This window comes from Clostridiales bacterium (assembly GCA_025757645.1).
In the GTDB taxonomy this organism is placed as follows: Bacteria; Bacillota; Clostridia; order Oscillospirales; family Oscillospiraceae; genus CAG-103.
In genome coordinates, this window is record CP107216.1 from 1,884,700 (window position 1) to 1,897,745 (window position 13,046).

General features: G+C 58.8%; 12 protein-coding genes. 2 read left to right on the plus strand and 10 right to left on the minus strand.

The features are described from left to right. Positions 1-61 precede the first annotated feature (61 nt). The gene (locus OGM61_09135) at positions 62-1,204 is read left to right on the plus strand and encodes an FtsW/RodA/SpoVE family cell cycle protein (protein UYI84013.1); all 1,143 of its coding nucleotides are present in this window, start codon (positions 62-64) and stop codon (positions 1,202-1,204) included. A gap of 135 nt (positions 1,205-1,339) precedes the next feature. Here the strand turns inward: OGM61_09135 and nifU are convergent, their stop codons facing one another. From nifU to OGM61_09155, 4 genes are all read right to left on the minus strand, one after another. Then, the gene (gene nifU, locus OGM61_09140; protein ID UYI84014.1) at positions 1,340-1,771 is read right to left on the minus strand and encodes a Fe-S cluster assembly scaffold protein NifU; all 432 of its coding nucleotides are present in this window, start codon (positions 1,769-1,771) and stop codon (positions 1,340-1,342) included. Positions 1,772-1,800: 29 nt separating this feature from the next. After that, positions 1,801-2,991 (minus strand): cysteine desulfurase NifS, encoded by a 1,191-nt coding sequence (gene nifS / locus OGM61_09145; protein ID UYI84015.1) that lies wholly within the window; start codon positions 2,989-2,991, stop codon positions 1,801-1,803. A 131-nt stretch (positions 2,992-3,122) separates the two neighbouring features. Then, positions 3,123-3,533 (minus strand): RrF2 family transcriptional regulator, encoded by a 411-nt coding sequence (locus tag OGM61_09150; protein ID UYI84016.1) that lies wholly within the window; start codon positions 3,531-3,533, stop codon positions 3,123-3,125. 127 nt (positions 3,534-3,660) lie between these two features. Beyond that, a complete protein-coding gene (locus OGM61_09155; GenBank protein UYI84017.1) occupies positions 3,661-4,251 on the minus strand; it encodes a hydrolase in 591 nt (196 codons plus the stop codon). Positions 4,252-4,683: 432 nt separating this feature from the next. On the opposite strand from OGM61_09155, the gene OGM61_09160 reads away from it, so the two are divergent. Beyond that, positions 4,684-6,747: an FAD-dependent oxidoreductase gene (locus OGM61_09160; protein ID UYI84018.1), complete on the plus strand. Its 2,064-nt coding sequence runs from the start codon at positions 4,684-4,686 to the stop codon at positions 6,745-6,747. A 130-nt stretch (positions 6,748-6,877) separates the two neighbouring features. Here the strand turns inward: OGM61_09160 and OGM61_09165 are convergent, their stop codons facing one another. The 6 genes from OGM61_09165 to wecB form a co-directional block, all read right to left on the minus strand. Further along, a complete protein-coding gene (locus OGM61_09165; protein UYI84019.1) occupies positions 6,878-7,561 on the minus strand; it encodes a YjjG family noncanonical pyrimidine nucleotidase in 684 nt (227 codons plus the stop codon). Between the two features lie 15 nt (positions 7,562-7,576). Further along, positions 7,577-8,818: a threonine/serine exporter family protein gene (locus OGM61_09170; protein UYI84020.1), complete on the minus strand. Its 1,242-nt coding sequence runs from the start codon at positions 8,816-8,818 to the stop codon at positions 7,577-7,579. A 585-nt stretch (positions 8,819-9,403) separates the two neighbouring features. Continuing rightward, entirely contained in the window at positions 9,404-10,174 is a 771-nt protein-coding gene (locus OGM61_09175; protein ID UYI84021.1) for a class B sortase, read from the minus strand. A 67-nt stretch (positions 10,175-10,241) separates the two neighbouring features. After that, entirely contained in the window at positions 10,242-10,487 is a 246-nt protein-coding gene (locus OGM61_09180) for an LPXTG cell wall anchor domain-containing protein (GenBank protein UYI84022.1), read from the minus strand. Between the two features lie 106 nt (positions 10,488-10,593). Beyond that, on the minus strand, positions 10,594-11,598 hold the full coding sequence (locus tag OGM61_09185) for an LCP family protein (GenBank protein ID UYI84023.1): 1,005 nt from the start codon (positions 11,596-11,598) through the stop codon (positions 10,594-10,596). Between the two features lie 301 nt (positions 11,599-11,899). Further along, the gene (gene wecB, locus OGM61_09190; GenBank protein ID UYI84024.1) at positions 11,900-13,045 is read right to left on the minus strand and encodes a UDP-N-acetylglucosamine 2-epimerase (non-hydrolyzing); all 1,146 of its coding nucleotides are present in this window, start codon (positions 13,043-13,045) and stop codon (positions 11,900-11,902) included. Position 13,046 lies beyond the last annotated feature (1 nt).

Consider the following 13,046-nt stretch of genomic DNA (forward strand, 5'->3'; position numbering starts at 1 on the left):
GTTTTGTGTGATATAATAAGCGCCGATTTCAAAACGCCGCCGCGGCGGAAAGGAGGCCATTATGAAAAAAGCCATGTCCTACGCAAAGGAGTTTTTTCACCGGGCGGATATTTTCCTGCTCGTGATGGGCCTCATCTGCGCCATTTTCGGCATCGTCGTCATCTCGAGCGCCACGGCGTCGTACCACTCGGCCAAGTATGTCATCGTGCAGAGCGCGTCGCTCATCCTCGGCGTTTTCGCGTTCGTGGTCATGACCGTGCTGGACGTGGATGTGCTGGCCGACAAGTGGCAGATCCTGTGCGCGTTCAACGTGGTCTTTCTACTGCTGCTGATCCCCTTCGGCGTGAGCGACAACACCGGCAACACCGGCTGGCTGCGCTTTTTCGGCATCGGCATCCAGCCGACGGAGGTCGTCAAGCTCGCGTTCATCATCATTCTGGCAAAGCAGATCAGCTACTTGAAAGAATACCACGACCTCAACTCCGTGTGGTCGGTCGCGCAGTTGGCGGGCCATTTCGTGCTGCTGTTCGGGCTGATCCTCGTCGTGTCGTCTGACCTCGGCTCGGCGCTGATCTTTTTCTCCATCTTCCTCGTGATGCTCTTTGCCGCGGGCTTTGCGCTGCACTGGTTTGCGATCGGCTTTGCGGCCATCGCCGCGATGATCCCGCTGCTGTGGAAATTCGTGCTGCACGACTATCAGAAAAACCGCATCCTCGCGCCGTATGACTCCAGCATCGACCCGACGAACACCGGCATCAACTGGCAGCCGCACCAGAGCAAGATCGCGCTCGCTTCCGGCCAGTGGACCGGCGCGGGCCTCGGCCACGGCACGCAGAGCCAGTCCAACGCCCTCGCCGGCAAGCACACAGACTTTATCTATGCCGTCATCGGCGAGGAGCTCGGCATGATTGCCTGCATCCTCGTCATCGTGCTGCTGCTGATCATCATCATCCGCTGCGTCATGGTCGGCATCCGCTCGGGCAGCAACATGGGCTCGCTCGTGTGCTTCGGCGTGGCCGCGTTTTTGACGTTCCAGACGTTTGAGAACATCGGCATGTGCATCGGCATCACGCCCGTCATCGGCATCACGCTGCCGTTTTTCAGCTACGGCGGCTCTTCCCTGTTCACAACGTTTGCCGCGCTCGGCATGGTGTCGGGCATCCACTTCCGACCAAGGCCCAAGCGAAACAGCATCTATTACTGACGCACCACGCCCCCGCAGGATTCCCGGGAAACCTGCGGGGGTGTTTTTTGCGGACATACAGAAAGCACCCGGCCGAATGGACGGGTGCTTTCCGCAAAACATAGAAGGGGGAAGAGGAGAAGCAGCAGGGTGGTATCAGCCGCCGTGACAGGCGGCGCAGTCATGCTCTGCAAAGAGCGCGGCGTCGTAGGCGATGCCGTTTTTGTCGTAGTAGTCCTTCACGGCCGCCTTGACCGCTTCCTCCGCGAGCACGGAGCAGTGGATCTTCTGGGCCGGCAGGCCGTCGAGCGCCTCCACGACCGCCTTGTTGGACAGTGCCAGTGCCTCCGAGATGGGCTTGCCTTTGATCATCTCGGTCGCCATCGACGAGGACGCGATCGCGCTGCCGCAGCCGAACGTGTTGAACTTCACGTCCGAGATGATGCCGTCGTTTACCTTGATATACATCCGCATGATGTCGCCGCACTTGGCGTTGCCGACTTCACCGATGCCGTCAGCGTCGGGCATCTTGCCAACGTTGCGGGGGTTTTCAAAATGGTCCATGACCTTTTCGCTGTACAGTGCCATAGGAAAGCCTCCTTTATATCTATATTGTGTCAAATCAGGTGCGGGCGCGCGCCGGTCTCCAGTTCGTCCCACACCGGGGAGATGCTGCGCAGGTAGGCGACCACCTGCCGGACATTGTCCACGATGTACGCCATTTCCTCGTCCGTGTTATATTCGCCCACGGACAGACGCAGCGACCCGTGCGCCACCTCGTGCGGCAGGCCGATGGCCAGCAGCACATGGCTGGGGTCGAGCGAGCCGGACGTGCAGGCGCTGCCGGATGAAGCGGCGATGCCCTTGCGGTCGAGCAGGAGCAGCAGCGACTCGCCCTCGATGCCCTCGAAGCAGAAGTTCACCGTACCGGGCACGCGCTGCGCGCGGTCGCCGTTGAGCCGGGCGTGCTCGATGGTCGAGAGGCCGGCGATGAGCGTCTCGCGCAGGCGCGTGACTTTCTCCGTGTTCTCGGCCATGTGGTCGACCGCCTCGCGCAGCGCTGCGGCCATGCCGGCAATAGCCGGAGTGTTCTCCGTGCCGCCGCGCTTGCCGCGCTCCTGCGCGCCGCCCTCGATGATGTTCGTGAGCGGGATGCCGCGCCTGGCGTACAAAAAGCCGACGCCGCGCGGTCCGTGGAACTTGTGCGCCGAGCACGAGAGCAGGTCGATGTGCATCTCCTGCACGTTCACGGGGACGTGGCCGACGGCCTGCACCGCGTCCGTGTGAAACGGGATGCCCCGCTCGCGGCAGAGCGCGCCGATGGCCTCAATGGGCTGGATGGTGCCGATCTCGTTGTTGGCGAACATGATGGACACGAGCGCCGTGTCGTCCCGGATGGCCGCGGCCACGTCCTCGACGCGGACGACGCCGTTTTCGTGCACATCCAGCAGCGTCACGTCAAAGCCCTCCTTACGGAGCTTGTCGAGCGTGTGCAGCACCGCATGGTGCTCGAATTTCGTGGATATCAGATGTTTTTTCCCTTTGCGAGCGCCGTTTCTGGCGGCGGAGATGATGGCCTGATTGTCAGCCTCGCTGCCGCCGGAGGTGAACACGATCTCGCGCGGATCGGCAGCGCCAATCAGCTGCGCGATCTCAGTGCGGCAGGCGAGCAGATGCTCGGCCGCCTCCTGCCCGAGGGTGTAGAGCGTGCTGGGATTGCCGTAGATCTCGTCAAAATACGGAAGCATGGCTTCCTTTGCGGCGGGGGATAGTTTTGTGGTTGCCGCATTGTCTGCGTAGACGCGCATGAGACTGTCCTCCTTTAATTCCTATTTGCTTTGTGGGTAAATGATACCATGTATTTCCCACACTGTCAATAGGAATTTGAAAAAGAAAACCGGGGAAAGAAAACACACGTTCTTTCCCCGGTTCTGCGCCCTTATGCCTTGCCGTCGAGCAGGTCCTGCACGGACACGCCGGACAGGTAGTTATCCATAACGGCGTCGAGCTTTTTCCACATCGGCAGCGTCAGGCACTGGGCCGCGCGCTCACAGCCGTTCTCCCCGGCGTCAAGACACGACACGGCGGCCATGCTGCCCTCGGTGCTGTGCAGCACCTCCGCGACCGTGATCTCGCTCGCCGGCCGGCTCAGGCGGTAGCCGCCCTCCTTGCCGCGCTGGCTGTTGACGAGGTTCGCGCGGTTGAGCGCCGCTGCGATCGCCTCCATATATTTCAGGGACACATCCTGCCGCTGCGACACGGTCTTGAGCGAGATGAAGCCCTCGTCGCAATGCTGCGCCAGGTCGATCATCAGGCGCAGCGCGTAGCGCCCCTTGGTTGAGATGACCATAATCTGTTGCCTCCTTGCTGCACAGGTGTGTGTGCAGATGCTAAGGATAATATACTACCAAATCACAAGGAATTCAAGCCGAATGTTGCAGATGTAAAAAAAGCCGGGGCGCATCCCCGGCCTTTTCTTATTTGGCTTCTTTGGCTTCCTGTTCGGCCACGAGCGGCTCGACCACGCGCATGGCGTCGAGCGTGCGCGTCAGTAGCTCGTCCAGACTCCAGCCGAGCATATCCGCGCCGCGCTGGATCACCTCGCGCGAGCAGCCCGCCGCAAAGCCGCTGCTCTTATATTTCTTCTTGAGCGACTTGAGCTCCATATCCTGCACGCTCTTGGACGGACGCATCAGCGCCGCCGCGCCGATCAGGCCGGTCAGCTCATCGGTCGCAAAGAGCACCTTTTCCATCTCGTGCTCCGGCTGGATGTCCACCGTGATGCCGTAGCCGTGGCTGGCCGTGGCATGGATCAGCCGCTCGTCGAGGTCGCGCTCGCGCATGATCTCCTGCGACTGGATGCAGTGCTGATCGGGATAGCGCTCAAAGTCCAGATCATGCAGCAGGCCGACAATGCCCCAGAAATCCACCTCGTCGCCGTAGCCGAGCTCCTGCGCGAAATAGCGCATGACGCCCTCGACCGTGCGGGCATGATGCAGATGGAACGGATCCTGGTTATACTCCGTCAACAGTGCCCAGGCTTCCTCCCGGTTCAGTTGCTTGCTCATAGCAAAGCCTCCTAATACATATCTTTTTTGTAGGTCTAAGAAAGAATAGCATTAACATAGCACAGTCGCCGCTGGATTTCAAGTAGTTTTTTCGCTGAACACCCGGAAGTCAATGTGTCTGAAAATTGACACGCTGCCAAAAATATACCATTATTTGACTAAACGTTGGCTTTCTACCGCGCTGCTTCTTTTTGGAATTTCCAGACGCTTTCTGCCACTTGTGTCACTCTTTTACGCTTTTTGTGAGCAAAATATACGAGCCGGTCGATTTTATTTCATTGCTTTTTGTCAAAAAGTATGTTATGCTATGCACAGTATGTATGCATCGTGTTCACTGCACTGCGGTGTCATACTTACGAAAACGTTCGATGATCTGCCGAGAGCAACAGCAGGATCATCTTCGTAATAAAAGAAAAAGGAAGGATGTATTTCATGGACGAAAAGTATAGCGCGCTATTTACTCCGTGGAAGATTGGCAATGTCGAGATCAAAAACCGCATTGTCCAGTGCTCCATGGGCGGCACCTCTCTGTTTGGTTGGCTGGAGCCCTGCCACTTTGATAAGGAAGCTGCGAACTTCCTGCTCAACCGTGCACAGGACGGCGTCGGTCTGGTTCTCCCGGGCATGCAGTGTGTCCGCGACACCATGGGCCGCAGATGGCTCTGGCAGAACAAGAAGATGTTTAAGGAACTCGCCGACTACATGGTCGAGTACCACAAGACCGGCTCCAAGCTGTTCATTCAGCTCGCCGCTGGTTTCGGCCGCTCCATGGCTGTTGCCCCCTGGATGGTCACTCTGAACAACAACAAGGTGCTCGGCGCCCTTGCCAAGCCCGTCATCGACGTCAGCTACTGCTGCGCTTCCGCTTCCGCTACCCCGAACCGTTGGCAGGAGGACATGCTCTCCCGTCCGATGACCGTCGAAGAGATCCACGAGATGGTCGATGCGTTCGGCAAGACCGCGAAGCTGCTGCGTGAGGCCGGTGTCGACGGCGTTGAGATCCACGCCGTCCACGAAGGCTATCTGCTTGACCAGTTCACCATCGCCAACTGGAACCATCGTACCGACGAGTACGGCGGCTCTTTCGAGAACCGTTTCCGTTTCCCGGTCGAGATCGTGCAGTCCATCAAGCGTCAGGCCGGCGCCGACTTCCCGGTGTCCCTGCGTTACTCCGTCGTCTCCAAGACCAAGGCTTGGGGCAAGGGCGCTATGCCGTATGAGACCGACTTTGAAGAGTTCGGCCGTGACATGCCCGAGTCCGAGAAGGCCATCAAGTACCTGGGCGATGCCGGCTACGACATGTTCAACTGCGACAACGGTACTTACGACGCATGGTACTGGGCACATCCGCCTCAGTACATGCCCGACAACTGCAACCTCGAGTACGTCGAGCACATCAAGAAGTTCACCGACAAGCCCGTCGCCTGCGCCGGCCGTATGGATCCGGTCAAGGCCGCGGAAGAGATCGCTGCCGGCCGTCTCGATGCAGTTGCCATCGCGCGTCAGAACCTCGTTGACCCCGAGTGGATCCACAAGATCCTCGAGGGCCGTCAGGACGAGATCAAGCCCTGCATCCGCTGCCACAACGGCTGCTTCAACTTTGCGAAGTTCAAGGGCACGGCGAACATCCAGAGCACGCAGGATTCCCTGCACCTGGGCCGCTGCGCGCTGAACCCGACGACCATGCAGCACAACAAGTATAAGATCGTTCCGACCAAGAGCCCGAAGAAGGTCGCCATCATCGGCGGCGGCATCGGCGGCATGGAGTGCGCGCTTGTCCTCAAAAAGCGCGGCCACAAGCCGGTCCTCTTCGAGAAGACCAACGAGCTCGGCGGCCTGTTCCTCACCGCTTCCGCGATGAGCTTCAAAGAGAACGACAAGGAACTCATTGAGTGGTACAAGAAGGAAGTCGCGAAGCAGGGCATCGACATCCGCTTCAACACCGAGGTCACCGACCTTGGCACCATGCGCGGCTTCGACGAGATCATCGTGGCCACCGGCTCCGTGCCGAGAACCATGCCCATGATCCCGGGCTTCGAGAAGACCATGAGCTTCACCGAACTGCTCAAGGAGAAGAAGGAAGTCGGCGACAAGGTCCTGTTCTTCGGCGGCGGCCAGTCCTCCTGCGAGGCGGCTTACGACCTGATCCTCCAGGGCAAGCACCCGATCATTGTCGAGTACGCCGGCGACCTGGTTGCTGCTCAGGCTACCTGCCTTGCCAACACCTCCTTCCTGCGTGACGCGATGGAGTACCACAAGGTCCCGACCTACCTGCACTCCACCATCACCGAGATCCACGACGGCGGCGTTACCGTCAAGGGTCAGGACGGCAAGACCTTCGAGGTCGCTTGCGACAACGTCATCAACGGCATCGGCTTCGTGCCGGCTCCGGTTGGCGACAAGGGCCGTCACGTGCACCGCGTCGGTGACTGCGTTGCCATCGGCAACCTGCGCACCGTCATCTGGCGTGCATGGGACGTCTGCATGAAGATCTGATCTTCGGCTGACCCCGAAAACCGCACAAAACCCGCGCGGGTGCAGAGTGATCTGCACCCGCGTTTTTGTATGCATATAGGAAAGCCGCCCTCGCTCAGCAAAGCGAGGGCGGTCTGCTTTTTGCGCTTTCTTAGAGAATATCGAACAATTCCTCCAGCCGCGTGATGCGCCAGTCCGCCTGCGGCGGCATGGCCGCACCGCGGTCGGCGGGGTCGAACCAGCAGGTGCGCATCCCCGCTGCCCTGCCGCCCGCAATGTCCGCCGTGAGCGAATCACCGATCATCAGGCACTGTTCCGACCGAACACCGGGCAGCTGCGCAAGACACCGGTCAAAGAATACCCGGCTCGGCTTCTCTGCGCCCATCTGCCCGGAGATGAACAGCCGCTCAAACGCATCGAGCATCCCGGCCCGGCGCAGACGGTTCACCTGCTGCGCATACGGCCCGTTGCTTGCAGCGCACAGGCGGTATTTCCCATGCAGCCGCGCCAGCACCTCCGGCGCGCCCGCGACCGGGACCGCGCTCTCATGCAGACGGTCGCGGAACGCATCCTCCATCGCCGCGCCGTCAGCCTCCAGCCCGAGCCGCGCCAGGATCGTCTGCCAGCGCACGTCCCGCAGCCCGGCGATCGTCAGCTCGCCGCGCTCGATCCGCGCCCAGAGCTTGTCGTTCTCCACCTGAAACACGGCGAACATCTCCGGCGCATACGGCAGTCCTGCCGCGCGGAAGATCTCCTCCATTGCCTGCATCGCACCGGCGCTGAAGTCCAGCAGTGTATTATCAATATCAAACAATAGTACAGTCGATTTTTCCATGGTTCGCCCCCCTGTTTATTCGCGTCCGGGTGCAGATGCGCGGCGCCTGCGTGCATTTACTGCACGAAACACCGTCGACACCAGCAGGATGCCAACTGCCAGACTGCCCGCGATCCCGGCCGTCTCCAGTCCCTTTTGCAGCGCCGCCTGCACGGAGCCCGAAAGGCCGATGCTCATCGTATAATAAATACCGGCGCCAGGCAGCAGCGGAATGCTGGAGATGACCAGATAGGACGTGACCGGGCACTTGCGCCAGCGCCCCATGCCCTCGGAATACACGGCGGCCACGACCTCGGAAAAGAAGTTGGCGCTGTAGATACTGAACCCGGCCCTGCTGCACAGCAGGTACACGATCCATGTCAGCGCGCTGCCGAGCGCGCACAAAACGCTGCCCCAGTCGTGGACATTAAACAGGATCACAAATCCAAGGCAGGCGACAAACGTCGCGAGACCCTGCGCCCAGAGCGGATAGGTCAGCGCTGCGGCCGCCTCCGCATGGCCGTAGATCGGCGTCGTGACGTGCCACGCCGCCGCCGTGCCAAGCGCGATGGCGAACGCCGAGAGCAGCACCTGCACGATGCGGCTGACGCCGGAGCTCGTGTCGCCGTAGATGATGTCGCGCATCGAATTTGTGATGAGCAGTCCGGGCACCAGCAGCATCAGCGCGCCGATGATGACGACCGCCACGCAGTCGAGCCAGCCGAGGCCGGCAGCGACATACGCCGGCAGCGCCATGAGAAAGGACGCCGCAATGGTGCTGAAAAACGGGTTGACCTCCAGCCGGTCCATGCAGCGCGTCACAAAGCCGATGATCAGGCCGCTCAGCCCTGCCCAGAGCCAGTCGCGCACCGTGCCGCCAAATACGCAGCAAAAGCCCGCCGCCGCCATGAAATTGCCGAGGTAATATATCCACACGGCGTAGCTGCGGACGGCGGCTGTCGTCTCTTTGAGCCAGCGCTGCGCCTCCTGCGGCTCCGGGACTTCGGCGCAGATGCGCCGGCTGAGCGCGTTGAGCTTTTCAATGCGCTCGAGGTCGTTGCCATGGTAGCCCACGCGCTTCATGATGGTCAGCGGCTTCGTATTCGGCGTCACGAAGCTCACCGCAACACAGTTCGGGATGGCAAACGCCTGTCCCTCCGTGCCATATGCCTCGATCACACGGCGCATGGTCTCCTCGACCCGGTACGTCTCCGCCCCGGCGACCGCGAGCTCGTAGCCGATCTGCACCGTCATATCCGCAAGAAGATAATAGTCCATACCTGTCTTCCCATAAACGAAAATTTCCCGGCCAGTGCCGGGCTTCCAGCACTGAGAGCGTAACACATTTCGCGGAGCAAATCAACGGGGATGCGGTGGTTTTTGTGCCGATATTTTTCCCCAAGAAGCAGCACTCCCTTACTGTGCCCAGATGCGGAGGCACAGCAGGATTTCTGCTCCAGAAATCCTGTGAATCTGCCCAAACGCTTCGGTCGAAAAGAAACATCTGTTAAAAAAGAAAAGGAAAGGAATCCAGAGCGATGATTCCATTGTCAAAGAAAAGACTGTCAACAAGATAAAAACTATGCTCATAAAGACAAGGATTATGAAGCTGCAGCGTATCATAGCCTTAATGCCATGGCCGCTGCCAACGATGGTTTTTCCGGAAAGTGTACTTTCCACGGCCCGCGTCCCAGTAACCCAGACTTCATTTGATTTATCGAGTCAGAGTCGCTATCATATAGCAGATTCATGACATTGCCATTGAAAACATGGAGCGTCAGGAAAACGGCCTGCACGGCTGATCTTCCGGATGCAAAACCCGGCAGAGCATTTGCTCTGCCGGGTTTTCCTTTTCGTATGCAGTTATTTGGCGTGGGCCTCCGCCACGAGCTTGCCCTGCACGAGGTAGCGTTGGTGGTTATCGCCCCGGAAGCACGTCGAGAGCGTCAGCACCCGGTCGCCCGGTTCGGGCCAGGCGTCGGTGCGGAAGTTGGCCTGCAGGCTCTTTTGCGCCTGCACGCCGTCAAAATACGCCGTGAAATCGTCCGCATCCGCAAAGTCGTGACACAGCAGCAGGTGCTCGTTCGAATGCGGATAGGCCGCGAAGATCTCATAAACGAGCATCCGGTCCGGAAGATAGATATAGATATAGCGGTGCGCCTCAAAGACCTCGGCATCCGAAAAGTCGTTGAGCTGGGCAAACATGCGTCCGTTGCGCAGGTTATGCCCGTAGAGCACGGTCATGGGATCGCTGAAGTCCTTTTGATTATAGTCCTGACTGAAGATGCTGCCGCCGCTGTAGTACGCGCCGTTTTCGCTGTGCTTGGAGTAATACTCCTGATCATCATCGCCGTCACGCTGGAGCACAGCGTAGCTGATGTCCGTATCCGGGATCGTCACCCAGGCGTAGATATCCGGGTTCATGGCCTGCAGCTCGTCGAAATCGACCGGGATCTTCACGCGTCCAAGCTGGAAGCTGCCGGTGTCGTCCGGGGCGTTGGTGCGCATCCGGTCGCCGAAGGACTGGCCCTGATAGTACTGAATGATGTACCACACGCACCACGCGCACGCGCACAGCGCCGCGAGCGCCACAAGCACCAGCACACTGCGCACAAGGATCTTTTTCGTTTTCATCGTTCACCTCATAAAACAAAAGCTCCATGAACGAATCATGGAGCTTTGTTATCATAGTTATGCCATCTTACTTGGCGCGAACCAGCTTTTTGCCGCAAAACAGCACCGCTCCGACCGCAGCAACGGCCGCCAAGATCACCCACAGGATGCTGAAGGACTCACCGGTCTGCGGAGAGGTCTTGCCGGAATCGGGATTGACATTCGGATTCGTGTTGCCCTTCTCCGGGCTGGTAACATTACTGGCAGCAAACGCCGTCGCCGACAGTGCAAACACAAGCACGAGTATCAAAAGAATGGCCACAAAACGCTTCATTGTGTAACTCCTCCATTCATAAACTTACAGCTTCTAATAGTAGCATAATTTTACACCGAAACGGTGTAAAATGCAAGGGTTATTTTCAAAAAATAACCGTTTTCAGTCAACCATCCACCGGCTCGTAGAAAATATCCAGGACCATCTCCAACAGCGCATCGGGATTGACCTGATACTCTGCGTGCTTCTGCGCGCCCATAACCGATGTGCCGGGCACGTTGACGATATCGCCCGAGAAGTGCATCCCGCTCGCCTGCTGCGCCAGATAGACCATCATGGCGGTGTTGATGTTCGTCGTGATATTGCGCCGAACATCGTTATAGAGCGCCAGCACGCTCGCCGGGTCCTCCTTGACCTGCGCGAGCATCTTGTTCACGAGCGCGAGCACGACCTGCTTCTGCCGCTGCATGCGCTGGTTGTTGCCCTCGGTCGAGTCGGCACGGTAGCGGATATAATTCTCCGTGCGCTGACCGGTGAGCGTCACGGGCTGTCCGGCGGTGAAACCGGAAAAGCTCGCATCCGGCGTAACGGTCACACCACCAACACTGTCCACAAGCTGGCGGATACCCTGCATATAGATCGATCCGTAGGCCGGGATCGGCAGGTCATAAAACAGGCGCGAAACAGCCGCGCTCGTCAGCTCGCAGCTGCGCTCTGCCCCGTCGCCGTAGGAATAGGCCAGCGCCAGCTGCGCCGTGGCCGTGCCGACGTGTGCGCCGGTGCTGTCGAGAATGTCCAGCGTGCACATCGCATCACGCGAGATGGACACAAGCGTCAGCTCCTGGTTACGCATGTCGAGCACCGCAAGGATATTCGCATCCGACTGGTTTGCGTTTCCATAGACGCCGTCGGCATCCTGCTTGACCTCCTCGTCCACGCCCATGAGCAGGATCGTGACAATGTCGGTATTATAGCGGTAGAGCTGCCCGTTGTAGCGCACCGTGCCAGAGCCAAGCGCCTCCACATCATCGCGGGCAATGTTCACCCCGTCGTCGTTCGTCAGCGCATTGCGGCCGACCGCCGACAGGATCAGCACCGTGCCGACCAGGATCAGCGCAATGGCTAGCAGGATGCACACGATGATGACCAGCACACGCGTGCCGCTGCTCATGCGTTTTTTTGGCGGCTGCGCCGCCGGTTGTTCTCTGGCGTCTGACACAGGCGTCCCCCCTCGTTTGCAGATTTGTTTCTGTCCGCATGATACCACACCCCGGCAAATGTTGTAAAGCCGGAGAACGGGATACGCAGTTGCCTTTTCCAACCGCACTTCCCCATATACAGCTCCCTTGTTTGTATCTCCCCCTTTGGTCCTTTTGCTATGCCACGTCTAAAATGGCGTGCATTACTTCTTCGTCTTTCGCACCGTCATCCACTCCAAGCAAAAAGTGTATGTGATTATCTGCAAGCGCCATTTATTCGTCTTTCCTCCAAACCATTTTATTGACGATGCCCGTGTAGCTCTGAATGATTCTCGCAACCTTCATGGACACGTTTTCAGCAGTGTAACCCGCTACCGGTGTGCCAAAGCATTCCGCCCGCTGCATCCCGACAGCCATCTCCACCGCCTGCAGGAGGGAGTCTGCGTCGATTCCGGCGAGTACAAAGCAGCCCGCGTCCAGCGCCTCGGGACGCTCAGTGGAGGTGCGGATGCTGACTGCCGGGAATGGCTTACCGACAGACAGGAAGAAACTGCTTTCCTCCGGCAGCGTTCCGCTGTCGGAAACCACCGCAAAAGCGTTCATCTGGAGGCAGTTGTAATCAAGGAAGCCCAGCGGTTCGTGGGCGATCACACGGGTGTCCAGCTGGAATCCCGTCGCCTCCAGCCGCTTTCTGCTTCTGGGGTGGCAGGAGTAAAGGATTGGCATATCATACTTCTCTGCCATGGCATTGACCGCTGTGAACAACTGGACAAAATTGCGGTCTGTATCGATATTTTCCTCCCGATGGGCCGAGAGCAGAATGTACTGCCCCTTAGTCAGTCCCAAACGCTGGTGGACATCGCTCGCTTCGATCTTGTCCAGATTGGCGTGCAGTACCTCGGCCATGGGGCTGCCGGTCACAAAGGTGCGCTCCTTCGGCAGGCCGCACTCCATCAGATACCGGCGTGCGTGTTCTGAATAGCAGAGATTTACATCGCTGATAATATCCACAATGCGTCGGTTCGTCTCCTCCGGCAGGCGCTCGTCCTTGCAGCGGTTACCCGCCTCCATATGGAAAATCGGAATGTGCAGCCGTTTGGCGCCGATCACAGAAAGGCAGGAGTTGGTGTCGCCCAGGACCAGCACCGCATCCGGCCTGACCCGCACCATCAGCTTGTAGGACTTCTCGATGATATTCCCAATCGTGGCTCCGAGGTCATCGCCTACAGCATCCAGATAATAGTCCGGTGCCCGAAGGCCAAGATCGTCAAAAAACACCTGATTGAGGGTGTAGTCGTAGTTCTGACCAGTGTGGACTAGAATCTGCTCAAAGTACCGGTCGCAGCACTTTATCGTGGCGGACAGCCGGATGATTTCCGGCCGCGTACCGATAATCGTCATCAGCTTCAGCTTTCCCATT